Source organism: Streptomyces sp. NEAU-W12 (assembly GCF_026242095.1).
Lineage (GTDB): Bacteria > Actinomycetota > Actinomycetes > Streptomycetales > Streptomycetaceae > Streptomyces.
This window is the reverse complement of the sequence record NZ_JAPJDM010000033.1, coordinates 63678-81657: the sequence shown is the minus strand read 5'-3', so window position 1 is coordinate 81657 and position 17980 is coordinate 63678. Positions and strand designations below refer to the sequence as shown.

Here is a 17980-nt window from a genome sequence, read left to right as displayed (position 1 = left end):
TATACCCAGGCCGAATTGGATGCCGTCGCCCTCAAGCTGAACACCCGCCCCCGGCAGACCCTCGGGTTCGAAACTCCCGCTGATAGGCTCGCGGCAGCTGTTGCATCAACCGGTTGACTCCACCGCCGCCGCCTTCAAGATGTCGTTCGCCCGCTTCAGCTCGGCGATCTCCTTCTTCATCGCCTTGATCTGCGCGGACTCCTCCGTGGTCGTCCCCGGGCGCTTCCCGGAGTCGACCTCATCGCGCTTCACCCAGTTCCGCAGGGTCTCGGCCGAACCGATGCCCAGCTTCTGGGCGACCGCCCGCAGCACGGCCGACTCGTTCGGATAGTCACCACGAACCTCGGCGACCATACGGACCGCTCGTTTGCGCAGCTCAACGGGATAAGAGGAGGGACGTGCCATGACTCAATCCTTTCACGGAATCAAGTCTCTACCGAACCCGGAACGGTTCAGGCCACATGAGTGGCCGTGTTGCGGACGGTCATGTTGACTCCGGGCGCGTACTTGGCCAGGCCGTTCTGCATGGAGCTGACCGTGCGGTCGCTCGGGTCCCCAGGCCACGCCAGCATCGGGTTCTTGGACGCGAAGACCTTCTCGTAGAGGTTAGTGGCATCCATGTTGGCCAGCCCAGTGCGGGTCTTTAGCTGGGAGGTAAGGCTTTCAGCCGCGCTTTGGACAGCAAGACGGAAGTGGCCGTCGACCCAGAGCTTGCGGGCGGCTCCCCAAATCGTCGGGTGCATCGCCTCCACTCCGGTAGTCGGGGGCAACTCCGCCTCCGCCTTATCCGTCATCGCCTCCAAGCGCCCCAGAATCTGCTCCGCCGCGTCCAACACATCGCCCGGTTCAAGCAGCGGCTTCGGTGTGATGACGGTTTTCCAGGCCGCAATCGGGTCCAAAGGCTCCGGGAAGCTGGCGATGCCTATGTACATCCGGGTCAGGCCGGGGGCCGCCGAGGCGCGGCCAGCTGCTCGCGCCACCCGATCGGTAACGGTTTGGATCTCCTCGAGTGACACGCCTTCCCGGGCGACTGCGGCGGGGAGGAGACCCCGCCCAAAGCCGGCGTCCTTCGTCTCCATGTGGAGCTCCATGAACGCCTTGAAGGCTTCTTTGAACTCGGTCACGGCTTCGGCGGTCTTACGGAGGTACTCGGGGTGAGGTACTCGGGGTTCCGGGAAGCGTCCATGCCGCTGATCGTGTCACGGGCTCGGAAGGTTGTTCCCAAGAAGGCGCCGAGTCGGCGCTGCTCACGGAGCGGTCAGCGGCTCGCCGCCCAGGGCAGTCGACGGCGAGCCCTGGGCGGCCGATGGCTACCGGCGATGGGCCGGACGTGCAGCCACTACAGGGTGACTTGCCTCGCGCGTCTACTCATCCTCTTTTCCCCTCCACTGCGCGAACCGGTTGTCTTTAGCCTGGGCGCATGCCCGAGCCCGTGTTCAGCGCCGACGACTACGTCAACCCCGATGCTCCCGAAGACGAACTCCGCCTGAAGCCAGACCATCCTCGTGTCCGTGACCACTCCTACGACTGTGCGCGCAGCACCCAGGAGCTTGACCTCTGGAAAAGTTCTCTCATCTCCACCGTGATGGAACCCTGGGATGGCTACCCCGACCTGGCGGAGATCCCTGAAAATGCCGTGCCTGGGCCGGAACTCACACTGTTCGTCAAAGAGCGAGAGCGCGGGCCAGGCTACGTCGCAGACTTCCTCTACAAGGCAGCCAATCTGCCGGTCACGGTGCACGGCATTCTGGCGAACCAAGGAACCGGCCTGGGAGTGATCGAGCTCGAGCTCTGGCAGCCGGGGTGGGGTTACTGGGACGACTGGGGAGACTTCGTCGGTCCTCCAGGCGAGGATGCGGCGGTAGCGGTGTCCGTGCCGATCACCAGTGACGTGTTGCGCCGTATCCCACTGGGTCAGATCGTCGCCCGGGCCCAGGCCGAGCTGGCCGACCAGTCGTGGAAAGAGGAAGGTGTCACGGTCTTGGGCCGATCGCGGGCCGCGGGATCAGACCTCGCACCACCGTCCATGCGAGCCCTGGAGAACGCGAACGCGCTCGCACAGCCGGCGCAGCGAGGGCGCCCCCCGCTCGACGGTGAACTCCTGCACGCCGTGGCCCATGCCTATCTCCGTGAAGCCATCAACGGTCCTGGCCTCCATCGCCGCCTGGCTGACCTGTTCAACCGGCCGGAACCGACTATTAAGGACTGGATCAAAGCGGCCCGGGACCGCGGCTACCTCTCCCCCGCCGTCCCAGGCCGCCGGGCCGCCGGCCCCGGCCCGCTCCTCACTCCCCCCGAGGACGGCTCACGTCCACCACCGGCCTGATCTCCATAGCCACCATGAGCGCGCGGCGGCTGCCTACTCCGGGCCAGGGTCGCGCAGCGGGTTGCGGTGACTGCAGTCCCAGCACCTCACGCTCTCGGGGAGGTTCTCGAACCGTATGCCGGGGATGCCGAAGGAGCCGTCGATGCGGAAGCCTCCGCAGCCCTGGCACGGTGTGGCGTGGAAGGGCTTGTCGCAGCGGAAGCAGGTGCCTTCCGCTGCGGTCTGGTCAAGGCGGGTAACTCGGGTGTCTGCGCTGCCACATCGCACGCAGAACGCTTCTTGTGTCTTCATGGTTCTGGTGTACATCAGGTTCGCGGCATCGTTCCCCCCGCTCCGATCCGGGGGCTGCCGGCGGTCACAGCGAAGAGATCACGGTCGGCCGGCAAAGCGGAGCCGGTGGTCGTAAGCGGGGCGTATGGATTTCGAACACGAAATCCAGGAGGGACCGGCTGGACGCCGAACAGCTCGCCGCCCTCGCGGAACTGGGCAAGGACTGGGCGTGAGAACCACGGGCCGCTGGCCGACCTCATCGGGCTCACTCGACAACTCACCGAGTGCCGTACATCGAGCGCCAAGCGCATTACGGTTCTTCGATGAACCAGGATGAGATCCGTGATGAGCTGGTGCGCTCTGCACAGCGATGGGCTCGGACAGCCCTCGACGCCTACTTCGAGGAGCCGGTGGACCAGGACTTCGCAGTCCATCACATGGCTGTGGCTGTCGAGCATCTGGCCAAGGGGTGTCTAGCCTCCATCGCGCTCACGTTGCTGGCCGACGTCAGGCCTTCCGTAGAAGATCTGCTGGTACTCGGTGGCCAGGGGGAGTGTCAACTTAACGGCTGATCTTGGTTGTTGGTCGGTCAGTGGGTGGCCGGGGTGAGCCGGCCTTCGAAGTGGATCTGGAAGGCGTTCAGCGGGGCCTTCCAGCGCATGGTCCAGCGCTTGCGGCCCTTGCCTGTCGGGTCCAGCGACATCAGTGCCATATAGACGCACTTCATGGCGGCCTGTTCATTCGGGAAGTGCCCGCGAGCGCGGACGGCCTTGCGGATCCGTGCGTTCACGCTCTCGATCGCGTTGGTCGAGCAGATGATCTTGCGAATCTCGACATCGAAGGAGAGGAAAGGCACGAACTCTGCCCAGGCGTCCTCCCAGAGCCGGACGATCGCCGGATACTTGGCGCCCCACTCCTCCTGGAACTCGGTGAAGCGGGCTGCGGCCGCGGCCTCGTTCGGCGCGGTGTAGACCGGCTTCAGCTTCTTGGCGATCTTGTCCCAGTCCTGGCGGCCCGCGTAGCGGAAGCTGTTCCGAAGCAAATGAAGCCGTAAGGAAATAACACGTTGCTTCGCGAGGACGCGTTCGTTGGTCTGGTATGCGAATATCCGACGAGGCCCGTGTCCTGCTGACCCGGCGGTTCGAGGTCCTGCTCCCGCACCTGAACGAACGGCAGCGCCGTCTCGCCCTGGCCACCGAGGCCCGGCTGCTGGGCCATGGTGGTGTGAGGCTCGTGGCGAGAGCTGCCGGGGCCAGCGAGACCACGGTCCGCAGAGGTGTCTTCGAACTCGAAGGCGGCACCGGACCGCTACCCGAAGGCCGTGTCCGGCAGGCGGGCGGCGGGAGAATGCGCGTCGAGGACGTGGACCGCGAGCTCGTCCCCGCGCTGTTGGCGCTGGTGGAACCGGATGAACGGGGCGATCCGATGTCTCCGCTGCGCTGGACGACCAAGTCGCTGCGCAACCTCGCGGAAGAACTGACTCGGCAGGGGCATCCGGTCTCCGCTCCGACCGTCGGCCGGTTGCTGAAGGAGCAGGGCTTCAGCCTGCAGGCCAGTGCCAAGACCCTGGAGGGGAAACAGCACCCCGACCGTGACGCGCAGTTCCGCTATCTCAACGAGCAGGTCAAGGAGCATCAGTCCGCCGGACAGCCGGTGATCAGCATCGATGCCAAGAAGAAGGAACAGCTGGGGCAGTTACCCAATCCCGGCCGGCAGTGGCGACCGGCAGGTGATCCAGTACAGGTGGAAGACCACAGCTTCTACTTCATCGGCCCCGACGTCGACGTGGCGATCCCCTTCGGCATCTACGACCTGGCCAACGACAGCGGCTGGGTGAACGTCGGCACCGACCACGACACCTCCGTGTTCGCCGTCGAGTCAATTCGCCGCTGGTGGCAGGCGCGCGGACGGGCGGACTACCCAGATGCCAACCGCTTGTTGATCACTGCGGACTGCGGAGGGTCCAACAGTTACCGCTACCGGTTGTGGAAGGCCGAGCTCGCCGCCTTCGCCGCCCAGACGGGTCTCACTGTGACTGTCTGTCACTTCCCGCCGGGCACCTCAAAGTGGAACAAGATTGAGCACCGGCTGTTCTCCCACATCACTATGAACTGGCGCGGCAGGCCCCTGACCAGCTATGAAGTCGTCGTCAACAGCATCGCTGCGACCCGCACCCGTACCGGCCTGCGCGTTCACGCCGAGCTGGATGCCGGTGCCTACCCGGTGGGCATCTCCGTCAGCCGCGACCACCTGCGCTCTCTACCGATCACGCCCCATGACCAGCACGGATCCTGGAACTACACGATCGCCGCCGCCGGTGCCGAGGACGGCAGCCAGGTCAGCCCCAGCGATCGAGACCGCACCAGGGCGCAGGTCCTCACGATGCTCACCGACCCCCGCTTGAGCGGCATGACCGCATCGGAACTGGACACGCTGCGCAACCAGTTGGCCCCCGCACAAGCCGCCCAGGCGGAACAACGCAAGTTCCAACAGCGCGGCGGCCGACGGCTGCAGGCCCCCGGAGCCCACGGCAGACCCCTGCTCTCGAACGCCGATCGTGTCCTGATCACCGTGATCTACTTGCGCCGCGTCTGTTCCCAGAAGGTCCTGGTCGATCTGCTGGCCATCAACGCGGTCACCATCGGCAAGGTCATCGGTGAGACCCGCACGCTCATGGACGCACAGAAGATCACCGTCACACAGACCACGCATTACTTCTCCTCCGCCCGGGAACTGCGCGACTGGGCGGAAGGCGGTGCGACCACCAGTCGCATGGAACTCTCCCAAGCTCTGTCCCACCCCGCCCTCACCGGCATGCCTCGATCAGACCTCCAGGCACTGATCGACCGGATCACCCTGCCCTACCAGGCCGCCCTCGAAGAACGCCGGCATCGCCAGCGCGGCGGTGACAGGCGACCCGGAACCCGCGGCGGCCTCTTCCGCCAAAAGATCACCGACGCCGACCGAATCCTGGCAACTGTCCTTTCCCAACGAGGTCTATGCGACCAACAGGCCCTGGCCGCCGTGTTCGGCGTCAGCCGCGGCACCATCCGCAACGCCATCGAGGACGTCCAGCCTCTCCTCGACCAGGATCAATACGTCGTGACACCCGCCGAACGACGCTTCGCCACGGCCGCCGACGTACTCAAATTCGTCGCGGAAAGAGGGGAAACACCATGTTGATTCCTTACGGCTTCAATGGGTGCGGCATCGCTGCCAGGACGCGCCCGGCAGGACCGCGCCGATCGCGTTCACCAGGCCGGTGTGAACGTCGGAGACGACCAGCTGGACGCCGGACAGGCCGCGGGCGGTCAGCGAGCGCAGGAAGGCGAGCCAGCCGGCGCCGTCCTCGGCCGTGGCGACGTCGATGCCGAGGACCTCGCGGTGTCCGTCGGCGTTGACGCCGACCGCGATCAGGGCGTGGACGTTGATGATGCGGCCGCCCTCGCGGACCTTCTGGGTCAGTGCGTCGACCCAGACGAAGGCATACGGCCCCGCGTCCAGGGGCCGGTTGCGGAAGGCTGCGACCTGCTCGTCCAGGTGCTTGGCCATCGCGCTGACCTGGGACTTCGACAGCTGGGTGACGCCGAGGGACTCGGCGAGTTTCTCTACCCTGCGCGTGCTGACGCCCAGCAGGTAGGCGGTGGCCACCACCGAGATGAGGGCCTGCTCGGCCCGCCGGCGCCGTTCGAGGAGCCAGTGCGGGAAGTAGCTGCCCTGCCTCAGTTTGGGGACGGCGAGTTCGACGGTCCCGGCGCGGGTGTCCCACTCGCGTGGGCGATACCCGTTGCGGTGGTTGACGCGTTCGTCGCTGACCTGCCCGTATTCGGCGTTGCAGAGGGCGTCGGCCTCCGCGGACATGAGCGCGTCGGCGAACGTCTTGACCATCGCGCGCAGCAGATCGGGACTCGCCGCGACGAGGTTGTCCTCGGCGAGGGCGCGCAGGGGCAGACTGTCTGGTGCGGTCATCGTGCTGATCTCCTTCGAGCTTCGACATCTCGAAGATCAGCCGGTGGCCGTTCATCTATGCGGGCACCACCCCGATGCCGGAGCAAACCCCCGGATCAGGTCGAACCCGTACACCACTTCCTTGGACGCGACCCGGCCCCGGACCCTGTGCGTACTGTCCTCGGGGCTCCGACTCAATCCTCGTTGAGACCAGATCAGTCGGGCGCCGACCTCGGGTCGTTGCGCCTTCTGCGAGGGTATGTGCCAGTTCGGTTCAAGTTCCGTATCGGTCTCGCAGAGGAAGTGGAACCGTTGTGGTTGTGCGGACACTTGTTGCTGTGGACTTCCTACTGCACGAACGGGTCCGGTCTGGTGATCGGGCGGCGTTCGCCGAGATCTTCGACGAGCACGCGCGAGTCGTCTACGCCCACGCGATCCGGACGACGGGCGACTGGGCCATGGCCGAGGACGTCATGTCCCTCACCTTCCTGGAGGCTTGGCGGCTGCGTGACAAGCTGCGTGAGGAAGTCAGAAGCGTTCGGGCGTGGCTCTTGGGCATCGCGACGAACGTGATGCGCAATATCGCTCGGTCGGCACGCCGCCACCGGGAGGCGATGTCCCGTCTGCCGCCCCCGGAAGCGTTGCCGGACTTCTCCGACGAGCTGGTCGGTCAGATGGCCGATGCCCAACGCCTGGCCGCCGCCGCCAGAGCGCTGCAGCGTCTCAAGCGCAGCGAGCGCGAGGTCTTCACGCTGGTGGTCTGGTCCGATCTGGGGTACGCGGCGGCCGCTGAGGCTTTGGGGATTCCGGTAGGCACCGTGCGTTCCCGGCTTTCCCGGGCGAGAGAGAAACTGCGCAGGCTCGTCGATGAGGAACTGGTGGTGCCGAATCTGGACGGTGCGGAACCGCGGACCGACAGCGGACACATATCGCACAGCGGGGTGGCCGCAGCCCGCACGTCCCACCGAAGGAGAGCACGATGAATCCGGAACAGCGGGAACAAGCCGAGCGTGAGCGGGCGAGCCGGACGCTGCCTCCCGCTCCCTACCCGGACCCGGCACCCGAACGCGTGGCAGCGCGCCGCGCACACCTCTTGAGCGAGGTCGACCGGCAGACGCATTCCCGTGCTTCCCGTCTGGCACTGCGGCCGAAAGGACGTTGGGGCCTGGCATGGGGAGCAGTTGCCGCTGCAGGAACTGTCGTCGCCGTCCTCAGCCTCGGCTCCGGACCCTCTGACACTGTGGGTAACGTGCCACCGGCCTCAGCAGCATCGGTCCAGCTGCTGGAAAGAGCGGCTCTGGCCGCCGCGACGACGCCGCAGACGACGGTGCGCGCCGGACAGTACTCGTACGTGAAGACGGTCGGCCACACATCGGTGCTGTCCGAGACCACGGCCGGCGAAATGGAGCTCCTGCGCGAGGACGAGGGCATGGAGCAGTGGACCTCGGTGGACGGCAGTGAGCAGACTCTGCAGCGCAAGGACGGCAACGACAGCTTGCTGCCCGGCACCGCAGGTGAGGGGAGTCTGAACGCGCCGACCTACGACTTCCTGGCCGCCCTGCCGACCGATCCTGACACTCTGCTGAAGCGGATCCGCGACGACGCCGAGAGGAATCACGGAGCTGGCTCCGGCTCCACGACGGGACCGGACCAGGAAGCCTTCGTCACGATCGGTGATCTTCTGCGGAACGGGGTGACACCTCCCGAGACCACTGCGGCTCTCTACCGCGCCGCTGCCCTTATTCCCGGCGTCGACGTCGTCCCCGACGCCGTCGACGCGGCAGGACGGAACGGGGTCGCCGTCGCCCGGACGCACGACGATGAGCGCACTGAATGGATCTTCGACAGGAGCACGGCCCGACTCCTGGGTGAGCGCACAGTTCTTGTGGTGGACAACGCCTGGGGCGAAGCCGGCACAGTCGTCACGTCCGTCGCCGTCATCGACAGCGGCATCGTCGACGAGGCCGGACAGACTCCGTAGAGGGCGAACGGCCGCGCGGCACAACGTCATACACCCATGACGACGACCCGCACAAGATCGAACATCCGGACGATCGTGATCGAGAACCCGACATACTAGATCGCGGCCGCCCCGCACCCACGAAGCGTGCTGTGGGATCCCTGTGAATCACCGCCACAAAACCATCACAGGAGAAGCAGCATGCGCCCTGCACGCGTCCTTGTCCCGGCTGTCGCCACCCTTTGTGCGTTGGCGGCGAGCGCGACGACTGCAACCGCGGTACCGGAGCCCGTCGCAGTACCTGAGGTCAGAATCACCACGCAGGCCGAGGAGGCCCAGCTGCAGGAGCAGCTCGCCGAATCCAAGCCCGTCATCGCCACCTACAAGGGCGAGAGAATCAACCTGGCTGACGGCTGGCAGGGGGCGCAGGCCTGTAACGAAGTACCGAGCGGTGAGGTCTACTGCTACGACAGCGCCGCCGAAGCGGACCAGGCAATGGCCGCGATCGCCCCGAAAACGACCAGAGGGTCGGAGAGTGGCAGGGCTGCAGCGACGGCCGGCGGTGCGTTCGGTCCTACAGCCTGGAGCGACTGCGCGTACGGGTGGGTCTGCCTGTGGGAGCACTCGGACTTCACGGGGCGCCGGCTCCAGTGGAGCGCCAAGGGGACCAAGCAGCTCGGAGACTGGGACTTCCGGGACAAGGCCAGTGCCGGCTGTGTACAGCGCGATCAGGGCGGTGTGTCGGTCTACGACGCTCGAACGGGCCTGCCTGACCCGTACATGGTCCTGACCAACGGGTACTGCTACAAGTTCTCCACTGCCAGCTACCCGACCGGTGGCACCTTCAACGACAAGGCCGACTACATAACCATGTGACCGGCCGGGACTGGCCTCATCTCGTGCTGACGACGCGCTGCACGACGGCGCCTGGCGCCCGAGAGACGTGCGTCCTGGCTGTCAGCCGCGGTCCCGTACGCCCCTGGTCGGGACCGCGGCGATCCAGTTCAGCGTTGGCCGAGCGCCCCACCGCCGAGGCCGGTCTTTAGGAAGGCAGTAGGAACGGTCCTCGTTGATGCCACGTCATCACTGTTCCGGTCGATCGTCGCAGCTTCCGCAGAGGCCGCGCCGGGCCCCTTCCGTACACCCTGACATCGCATTGTTGGAGTAGTAGTTGAGAGCTCACAGACTAGCTCGTAGCGGAATCGCGGGCCTTGCGGCCAGTGCGATCCTGACCGGGCTCATACAGGCCGCGCCGGCGTTCGCCGACTCGAGCCCTCCCAACCCGAAGCCTGCACCGAAGCCGACCGCCAACCCGTCGTCCGACGTGCCCCCGCGTGTGCCGGACCCCGGCAAGAAGCTCGGAAAGAGCTGGGACACCTCGCTGGACCGGGCAGTGACCACAGCGGCAGACAACGACGGATTCAAGGTCCTCGTGGCGGACAGCAAGGACGCCTACCAGTGGCGAACCGCTGCGACGCTCGCCGAGCCCGGTATGCCGACGGACTCGTGGATCGGCAACTCCTGCGTCATGGACCGCGATCATGCTGCGGTCGTGTATGCGCCCCGGACGTTCACGAACAAGCCGGACCTGATGCAGGGTGGGGCGTTCACCGCAGTCGTCGACCTGAAGTCCGGCCAGGTGACGAAACTGCCCTTCACCGGATCGCTGGCCTACTTCGACCCGTCGTGCAACCCCACAACACGCACGGCCGTCTTCACGGCGTTTCGCGACAGCAAGACCCGGCTCGTCACCGTCGACACCAGCGGTAAGACGACCAGCGACACTTCTGTCACTGGTCAGGTGACCTCCGCCGTCCCGACCAAGGACGGTCTTGTCGCGGCACACGGCCGCCGTCTGGTGCGCGTCGACCCGACGAAGAGCAGCATCACGCGGCTGGCTTCCACGAACGAAGTGCCCTTCAGCCTCCGCCCCACCAGCAAGGGCATCGCCTTCCTCGACCGTAAGGACAACACCGCCCACGCCAAACTGTGGAAGAAGGGGAGCACACCGTCGCTTCTCGCGACGGGCAAGCTGGGCGACCTGGCCCTCCAGCAGGGAACCGACGGCCGGGCATTCCTCACCGGAGACACCACAGACGCGAACGTCGCCGGCACCGGGATCACCCGCCTGCATGTTTCGGCAGACACCGATGTGTCCACCCACGGCCGACTCGCTGTCGATCCCGTCCTCATGCCCGGCGTCCGTGCAGGCCTGGAACGGATCGGCAACGTAGGCAAGGGCTTCACCAAGGCAGAACCGACACCACGAGCTCGCGCCACTGACGACCCCACGCGGGACAGTGCCGACCCGCTGACCATCACCAGTGTCGCGACCGCCACCGGCGAGAAGATCACCCAGGCGGTCACCGACACAACCAGCGACACAGGAAAAGGCTCCTTCTCACCTGCCCTGCGCGCAGCCGCCGACACGGAGAAGGCACCGGGAAAGAACGCGCGGACCGTTCAAGCGGCCGACGCACGGGCGCACAACCCGGTGGATACCGACCGCTGGTGCTCCATCCCCCGCAACGACGTCAAGGCGCTGGCCCTGCAGCCGACCCCCAACCAGGTCGAATGGGCTGTCAACATGGCGATCCGCGGCGAACTGCGCGCCAACTGGATCACGCAGGGAGGCTGGCGCTCCCAGTTGGGCCTGGGCACCGTCGACCCTCAGGGACTCTTCCCGCCTCCCGCCTTGAAGGGCGGTGGACAGATCCCGGCGCAGGTGCTGCTGGGCGTGCTCGCCCAGGAGTCGAACCTGTGGCAGGCGGAAGGCGGCGCCATCCCCGGTCAGATGGGCAACCCTCAAGCGGCGATCGCCGGCTTCTACGGCCATGAGGGCGAGACGTCCGAGGCGTACTGGAGGATTCGCTGGCACGAGTCCGACTGTGGCTACGGAGTCGGTCAAGTCACCGACGGCATGCGGCTCGCCGGCTATGAGAAGCCGGGTGAGACGTCCCTGTCCCCGACGAAGCAGAAGGCCGTCGCTCTGGACTACGCGGTCAACATCGCCGCGTCCATGTACATCCTCGCGGACAAGTGGAACCAGGTGCACACCGCCGGGCAGACCATCACGGTCAACAACGACGACCCGTCGAAGCCGGAGAACTGGTTCGCCGCCCTGTGGAACTACAATCTCGGGTTCAACGAGAACAAGGGTGACGGCACGCCGTGGGGCCTGGGCTGGTACAACAACCCCGCGAACCCGTTCTACCCGCCCTCGCGGGACCCGTTCATGTCCGACCCGCGTGACGCCGCCAAGCCCCAGAACTGGCCCTACCAGGAAAAGGTGATGGGCTGGGCCGCCTGGTCCATGGACACCGGCTACTCCTATGCCACTTCCGGGCGGCAGGACTGGCCCGGCGAGTCCGGCTACGACTCCGCCGGTTTCCGGCCCGCCTGGTGGATCAACCCAGGCCAGCGCGACCGGATCAAGCCGCCACTGGACGCGTTCTGCAACGCCACCAACAACTGCGATGCCGCCAACCCGCCCGACTGTCCCGACGCGAAGTGCTATGAGACGTACTGGTGGCGCGGCGCAAACGTGACGTGGAAGGCGAACTGTGACGCCGACTGCGGTCACGAGAACGTCAAGTACGTCACGTCCCGCGCGGAACCCGGCCGTGGCTACCGTCTGCAGTACGGCACACCGGAGTGCGGCGCTGCCCCTGCCGGGGCGCTGATCGTGGAGTCCGTACCTGACGACACCGCAACCTACGGCGGCTGCGCGTCCGGCACCGACGCCGGACACTTCCAGTTCACCTTCCACCCCAACCCCCTGGCGACCGGACCAGGCCTGGGCCCGTACGAAGCCAAGGGAGACCTGCACCAGATCGGCGGCGGACAAGGTGGCCACTTCTGGTACACGCACACCCGCGACATCGCTCACCTCGGCGGTCCTGGCAACAGGATGACCATCGACGGCACCTGGACCCTCGACCGCGACGTCGAGTGGACACGCGTCTTCGCCCACCAACCCGACACGGGGGCGCACACCCAGCAGGCCCATTACGTGATCAAGGGAGTCGCCGGCGGCGACCGACACCGCTACGTCAACACCCACTTCAGTGCCAACACCTGGGTGGAACTCGGCGTCTACCGCTTCACCGGCACCCCTCAAGTCCAACTGACGAACACTACCGCCGACGGCACCGCCGACGAAGACGTCGCCTGGGACGCCGTTGCCTTCCAGCCGCTGTCAGGCAAGCCCAAGCACATGGTCGTCGCCATGGGCGACTCCTACACCTCCGGCGAGGGGGCCGGAGCCTACTCACCCGAGTCCGACAGAGACCACGGAGAGAGCGACTGGAACGCCTGTCGACGCAGCGACAACTCCTGGCCGCGCAAGCTCCGGCTGCCCGGTCACAGCACCAGCCTCGGCGAACTCTCGGACAACAGGAGCGCCACCGTCGACTTCCTCGACGTCAGCTGTTCCGGTGCGAAGACCTCGCAGCTGACCCCAGGCGACCCTCTGCCCTGGGGAGAAATCGGCAACTACCATGAGGTGAGCCAGATCGACTCCGGCGTCCTCAGCCCGGACACCACACTGGTCATGCTGACCATCGGCGGCAACGACGGGGACAACTTCACCAACGCCGTCACGAACTGCTACATCATCGGAATATGTGATCCCGCCGACTACACAGGCAAGGTCGACCAAGCGGTACTCGATACCGGGGGTCTCATCGCCGACATCGCACTCGCCGCGCCGAACGCACAGATCGTCCTTATGGGCTATCCACGCCTGGTCAGTGACGAGCAATGCGTGACAGCCGACTTCGACGCCCTGAACCAACTGGCCGACTACGTCCGAGACAAGCAGAAGGCCAAGGTGGCGGAGCTGAGCAAGGCCGGGACCAAGGTGGCTTTCGCCGACCCGATACCCGCCTTCCAGGGGCACGGTATCTGTGACGGCGACGAGTGGATCAACCGCATCGTCGCCGGCCCGAACGGCGATGGCGACTTCCACGCCGGAGACCCGGCCAACCAGGCCCCGTGCCTGCCCTGGCCCGGGGAGAACATCTGTGCCAGCCTCGAGTCGTTCCATCCCAAGAACGCCGGCACCACAGGCTATGCACGGGTCATGGAGCAGACACTGGCCGGTATCGGATACAAAGGCAGCTAGTGGCACCTGACCAAACCAGAGGTGCGGTGGTCGCGAGGCCGGGGAACCGCCTCGTGACCACCGGCTGCCTCACCGTGCTGATCGCGTTGGCTGCCGTTCTAAGTCTCGTCGTCTCCTGGCTGTGGTACCGGCATTGGCACGACGGGAACATCAACAGCGAGCGCAGGGAGCAGGCCCTGGCAGCGATCCTCGAGCAGGCTCAAGCCAGGGCGGACGAGACAGACCGCGCACTTGAGACGAGCGGCACCACCGACGTCGACACACTGACCCGAGTAATCTGGCAGCACTCCAAAGCCCCGGTGGTCACCTACGACGCGACCTACCGCGAATTCACTGCCACGGCTGCGTCATCCGCCCAATACGATGCGGAAACCATGCTCCCCGGTGGCGGATCGATCCAGGTGACCCGCTGCTTCGTCTTCACGTACACCCAACACCCTGGCCAGGCGTGGACATCGAAGGTATCCGAGCGCGACGACGTCGTGTGCCGTCCGAGCACCCAAATCGGTAACCGGGTCCGCCTGGCGCTGACGCGCATTTCAGGCATGTACACCGAGGACCTGACGCCCGAGGGTGTACAGCATGTCCTCAACCCCACGAGACGCCGATCCTTCGACGTCAGGAATGTAGTGCACGAAGGGGACACGGTGATCGTCTCCGTCCTCGTCTCCAGCGCCGACGCACGAATCGACCAGTGCTACCGCTTCTCACGGCCCGAAGCAGGCGCTGTCGGCCAGGAGACAGCCACAGCGGTACCGGCACCTTCATGCTGAGGGAAGCTGCGCCGCATTGTCGTCCGGCAGGAGGCCGAGCGAGAGGCCAGCCGTGCCAGAGACGGCCCACGCCCCGCCGTCGCTGTCTAGAGGCCCGACGCGGTTGCGCAGCGTGGACCTGGCGGGCCGCTCGCACGCCGCGCCGGGCCGTCATGATTGAGGACGTGGACTACAGCCTTGTCATCGCGGCCGCCCAGGCCGCCGGCCCCTGCCCGCTCGGTGAGGAACCGGCCTGGGGCCGTCGCGTGCACGCCCTGACCGTCGACCTGCACCTGATCGCCCAGCAGGCGGCGCAGGACATCGACCGCCTGGAGAGCGCCTCGCGGTTCGTGGCGTTCCTGGAGGAGGTCGAGATCGAGGAGTCCAGCCGCCGGGGACTGCTCACCCTGCGCTCCCCGGCCGGGGACACGGAGCACATCCGCACCGAGCAGCAGGAGACCGACCGCGGCCGCGACCTCATCGAGCGGGCCCGCGGCCTGCAGGGCCGGTGGGTGCTGGTCTTCCGGTACAACGAGAAGGCCTCTGACAAGTTGCAAGCGGAGATCGACGCTGGCCAACTGACGCCAGAGAGCGGGAAGACCGAGGCAGCCTGTATCCAACCAGGCAGCGAAAGCACGATTACGGCCCGTCGCATGTCGGAGCTGGCCGCTCGGGCCCCCGTGGCCATGCCGGACTACTGCTTCGACCTCGCCACTGGAAACGGTGCCTGGTACTACACACGCACTGATGCATGTTCCATCTCGGTGTGGACCCTCGACGTCACCGACATCAGGACCGGCGAGCTCACCGGCCAAATCATGTACCTCCAGGCCGACCTGATCTATACCGGCTATGACACACCTCACTGGGCCCACCAGGTAGTGATCGACAAGTCAGGTGGCTGGGGCAACATCAACGGCACCACTGTCAGCGGCGGCGGCTCCTGTGCGGGGGACTGCACGCTCGCCGCGGGCGACAAAGACTTCCCCGTTCAGACAATCACCGAGACGGGGACAACCTACGGTGACATCCTGCCGAAGAGCACTGTCCTGGGCGTAGGCGACATCGGCGAGGGCCGCACCACGGTGACTTACCGCTTGGCGAACACGTCCTGGGTGTCGCAGCCGTCCGGCGTCGCCTCGACCCCCTCCTTCGACGTGCGCTGCGACAATGCCACCCCCGGGACTGCGAAGATTGGTTGCGTGATATCGGACTACGACGCGGTCGACGTCGTCAGCCTCACCGGCACCAACCCGGACTACGCCCGCCATGTCCAGGCCGCTCAGGCATCCGGTCTCCCCGGCGCCTACCCGGACGGTGAGCCGCTCTACCGGCTGACCGACACGGCCCTTCGAAACAGGAACGGCGACACGGCCTGCCCACAGGCATCCAGCGGCGGCTACCCGCGTCCGTGGAAGTACAGCTGCGACGAATACCCCTTCCGCTCCACCTGGCAGGGGGCATTCACAGGATCACTACCTCAACCTGCCCCCTACCCGGGCCGTACGTTCAACTGGTGTCAGATCAGCGCACTGCCTCAGAACGTCACAGGCCCCAACGGCTGGAGCGCCTGTATGATCCCGGCCAGCCAGAACAGCAGCGCGGGCAGTTTGCTGAACCGCTTCTACATCAAGAACCGGGTCATCGAGCGGGATGCCTTTCGCGTCTGGATCGTCGCTTGAGGGAGCAGCCTCTACGATGCCGGCTATGAGTGAACCCGTCGCGAGGGCATCCGGGGCCTTGACCCCGGTTTCTGGACACGGGTTATGCGGCTTGCGCCAACGTAGTTGATGTCGTTCGGAAGGTGTTCTCGTAGGCGATCGGACTGCGGTGTCCGAGGCGGGAGTGACGGCGTCGGGTGTTGTAACGGTTCAGCCAGCGGAAGGCGTCGAGGCGGGCCTCGCCCTCGGTGGGCCAGTGCTTTCGACCTTGAAGCGTCTCGCGTTTGAACGTCGCGTTGAAGGACTCGGCGAGCGCGTTGTCCGCGCTGGAGCCGATCGCGCTCATGGACTGGCGGACGCCGGCCTTGCGGCAGGCGTCGGCGAAGGCCCGGCTGGTGTACTGGGCTCCGTGGTCGGTGTGCAGGACCGCCCCGGTGAGGCCGCCGCGGGTCCGCTCGGCGGCGGCCAGGGCGTCGGTGACAAGGTCGGTGCGCATGTGGTCCGCGATCGCCCAGCCGGCCAGGCGCCGTGAGGCGAGGTCGATGACGGCGGCCAGATAGAGGAACTTCCCGCCGTCCAGGGGGAGATAGGTAATGTCGCCGACGTACTTCGTGTTCGGCTTGCTTGCGGTGAAGTCGCGGCCGATGAGGTTCGGGGCCTTCGCCGCGGCCGGGTCCGCAACAGTGGTGCGGTGTCTGCGGCGCAAACGCACGCCCGCAAGACCGGCACCCCGCATCACGCGCGCGATCCGCTTGTGGTTGACGCGCTCGCCCGCCTCGCGGAGCTCGGCGGTGATCCTCGGGGCGCCGTAGGTGCCGTCCGACTCGCGGTGCACGGCCCGGATCCGGGCGGCAAGGCGGGCGTCGGCCGCCTGCCGGGCGGCCCGGTCCGCAGCGGTGCGGCGCCAGTAGTAGAAGCTGGAGCGGGCGATGCCGAGGATGGTGCACAGCCGCTTCACGCCGTAGCGGCGGTGGTGGTCGGCGACGAACTGGAAGCGGTTCACCAGCGCGTCTCCCCGGCGAAATACTTCGCCGCCTTGCGCAGGATCTCGCGTTCCTCCTCCAGCTCGCGGACCTTCTTGCGCAGAGCGGCGTTCTCCGCCTCCAACGGCGTGGGCGGCTCGGTCGGCACCTCGGCCCGGCGTCCCCGGGGCCGACTCGCACCAGCGGCGCGGACCCAGTTACGCAGGGTCTCGGGATTGATCCCCAGATCGGCAGCGACCTGCCGGATCGTCGCTTCGGGCCGCGACTGGTACAACGCGACCGCGTCCGCCTTGAACTGCGGCGGATAGTTCTTCATGACCACGAGATGTCCGTTCTCAGATCCTCAGGATCCAGTGTCTCGTGTGTCCAAGATCAGGGGTCAAGGCCCGTCTCTTGCAGCTCTTCACCCCAGCGTGCGGCGCACGCTCCTACCTCTATGCGCTGAACGAGCCACGCGCCCTTGAGCCCTGCGGCTATCAGGCACTGCCTCAGGTTGGACCACAGTCGGGACCCGCGCCAAATGAACAGCGTGACCATGATGACTGCCGCCACCACAACCGCTATGAGCAGGGCGAGTAGGCCACTGAATATCAACAGGGCCAAGGAGCCGACAGCGACCAGCGAGCAGACCACTCGCCAGTTCCAAGGCGTCGCTCGAGCCGCTCGCTCGTGTTTGTCCCGGGCCTCGGCCAAGTCCTCTATCGCTCTGTCGAGCAGGGATGATGGGCAGCGGAGGGTGGTGTAGCGGTGGTACCGCGTCGTCATCATGCGCTCTACGACGGCGTCGCGGTCTACGCCGGCACGTTTGCCGAGCAGCCGCTTCGTCTCGGGCGCGTCAACTGCGGCCAGCACGCACCGTTGGTAGATCGCCGGCTTGTCGACACCGTCGACGAAATCGAAGGCCCTCGCCGCCCATAACTCCAGCCAGGCCTGCAGCCGCAGCATCCGTCCACCT

13 protein-coding genes and 3 pseudogenes are annotated in these 17980 nt (G+C 66.4%); 10 read left to right on the top strand and 6 right to left on the bottom strand.

Going from position 1 to position 17980, the window contains the following annotated elements:
* A pseudogene (locus ORI94_RS35655) lies at nucleotides 1-117 on the top strand (IS30 family transposase); the annotation flags it as partial.
* Here the strand turns inward: ORI94_RS35655 and ORI94_RS31600 are convergent.
* Both ORI94_RS31600 and ORI94_RS31595 read right to left on the bottom strand, forming a co-directional pair.
* Nucleotides 106-405 carry a transposase gene (locus tag ORI94_RS31600; RefSeq protein WP_266081956.1) on the bottom strand — a complete coding sequence of 100 codons (300 nt, stop codon included), beginning with the start codon at nucleotides 403-405 and terminating at the stop codon, nucleotides 106-108. The pseudogene ORI94_RS35655 and the gene ORI94_RS31600 overlap by 12 nt on opposite strands.
* Before the next feature lie 47 nt (nucleotides 406-452).
* Nucleotides 453-1124: a TIGR02391 family protein gene (locus ORI94_RS31595; protein ID WP_266081954.1), complete on the bottom strand. Its 672-nt coding sequence runs from the start codon at nucleotides 1122-1124 to the stop codon at nucleotides 453-455.
* Between the two features lie 296 nt (nucleotides 1125-1420).
* On the opposite strand from ORI94_RS31595, the gene ORI94_RS31590 reads away from it, so the two are divergent.
* Both ORI94_RS31590 and ORI94_RS31585 read left to right on the top strand, forming a co-directional pair.
* The gene (locus ORI94_RS31590; RefSeq protein WP_266081952.1) at nucleotides 1421-2326 is read left to right on the top strand and encodes a hypothetical protein; all 906 of its coding nucleotides are present in this window, start codon (nucleotides 1421-1423) and stop codon (nucleotides 2324-2326) included.
* 593 nt (nucleotides 2327-2919) lie between these two features.
* Nucleotides 2920-3168 (top strand): hypothetical protein, encoded by a 249-nt coding sequence (locus ORI94_RS31585; protein WP_266081950.1) that lies wholly within the window; start codon nucleotides 2920-2922, stop codon nucleotides 3166-3168.
* A 17-nt stretch (nucleotides 3169-3185) separates the two neighbouring features.
* On the opposite strand, the pseudogene ORI94_RS31580 reads toward ORI94_RS31585, so the two are convergent.
* Nucleotides 3186-3644 (bottom strand): annotated as a pseudogene (locus ORI94_RS31580) (transposase); the annotation flags it as partial.
* Nucleotides 3645-3694: 50 nt separating this feature from the next.
* Between ORI94_RS31580 and ORI94_RS31575 the strand changes: the two are divergent.
* On the top strand, nucleotides 3695-5779 hold the full coding sequence (locus ORI94_RS31575) for an ISAzo13 family transposase (protein WP_266081948.1): 2085 nt from the start codon (nucleotides 3695-3697) through the stop codon (nucleotides 5777-5779).
* A gap of 15 nt (nucleotides 5780-5794) precedes the next feature.
* Here ORI94_RS31575 and ORI94_RS31570 read toward each other — a convergent pair.
* Nucleotides 5795-6565: pseudogene (locus ORI94_RS31570) on the bottom strand (IS256 family transposase); the annotation flags it as partial.
* A gap of 317 nt (nucleotides 6566-6882) precedes the next feature.
* On the opposite strand from ORI94_RS31570, the gene ORI94_RS31565 reads away from it, so the two are divergent.
* The 6 genes from ORI94_RS31565 (at nucleotide 6883) to ORI94_RS31540 (ending at nucleotide 16063) form a co-directional block, all read left to right on the top strand.
* Entirely contained in the window at nucleotides 6883-7527 is a 645-nt protein-coding gene (locus tag ORI94_RS31565; protein ID WP_191889338.1) for an RNA polymerase sigma factor, read from the top strand.
* The gene (locus tag ORI94_RS31560; RefSeq protein WP_266081944.1) at nucleotides 7524-8525 is read left to right on the top strand and encodes a CU044_5270 family protein; all 1002 of its coding nucleotides are present in this window, start codon (nucleotides 7524-7526) and stop codon (nucleotides 8523-8525) included. The genes ORI94_RS31565 and ORI94_RS31560 overlap by 4 nt, the downstream gene beginning before the upstream one ends.
* 228 nt (nucleotides 8526-8753) lie before the next feature.
* Nucleotides 8754-9380: a peptidase inhibitor family I36 protein gene (locus ORI94_RS31555; RefSeq protein WP_266081942.1), complete on the top strand. Its 627-nt coding sequence runs from the start codon at nucleotides 8754-8756 to the stop codon at nucleotides 9378-9380.
* 517 nt (nucleotides 9381-9897) lie between these two features.
* Nucleotides 9898-13629, top strand: coding sequence for an SGNH/GDSL hydrolase family protein (locus ORI94_RS31550; protein WP_266081940.1), 3732 nt, complete (start codon nucleotides 9898-9900; stop codon nucleotides 13627-13629).
* A gap of 53 nt (nucleotides 13630-13682) precedes the next feature.
* Nucleotides 13683-14402, top strand: a complete 720-nt coding sequence (locus ORI94_RS31545; protein WP_266081938.1) for a hypothetical protein — start codon at nucleotides 13683-13685, stop codon at nucleotides 14400-14402.
* A gap of 164 nt (nucleotides 14403-14566) precedes the next feature.
* Nucleotides 14567-16063, top strand: a complete 1497-nt coding sequence (locus tag ORI94_RS31540; RefSeq protein ID WP_266081936.1) for a hypothetical protein — start codon at nucleotides 14567-14569, stop codon at nucleotides 16061-16063.
* A gap of 82 nt (nucleotides 16064-16145) precedes the next feature.
* On the opposite strand, the gene ORI94_RS31535 is transcribed toward ORI94_RS31540, so the two are convergent.
* A protein-coding gene (locus ORI94_RS31535) for an IS3 family transposase (RefSeq protein WP_266081934.1) occupies nucleotides 16146-17347 on the bottom strand; the annotation gives its coding sequence in 2 pieces (ribosomal slippage) (nucleotides 16146-17056 and nucleotides 17056-17347; 1203 coding nt in all).
* A 50-nt stretch (nucleotides 17348-17397) separates the two neighbouring features.
* Nucleotides 17398-17970 carry a hypothetical protein gene (locus ORI94_RS31530; RefSeq protein WP_266081932.1) on the bottom strand — a complete coding sequence of 191 codons (573 nt, stop codon included), beginning with the start codon at nucleotides 17968-17970 and terminating at the stop codon, nucleotides 17398-17400.
* Between the last annotated feature and the right edge of the window lie 10 nt (nucleotides 17971-17980).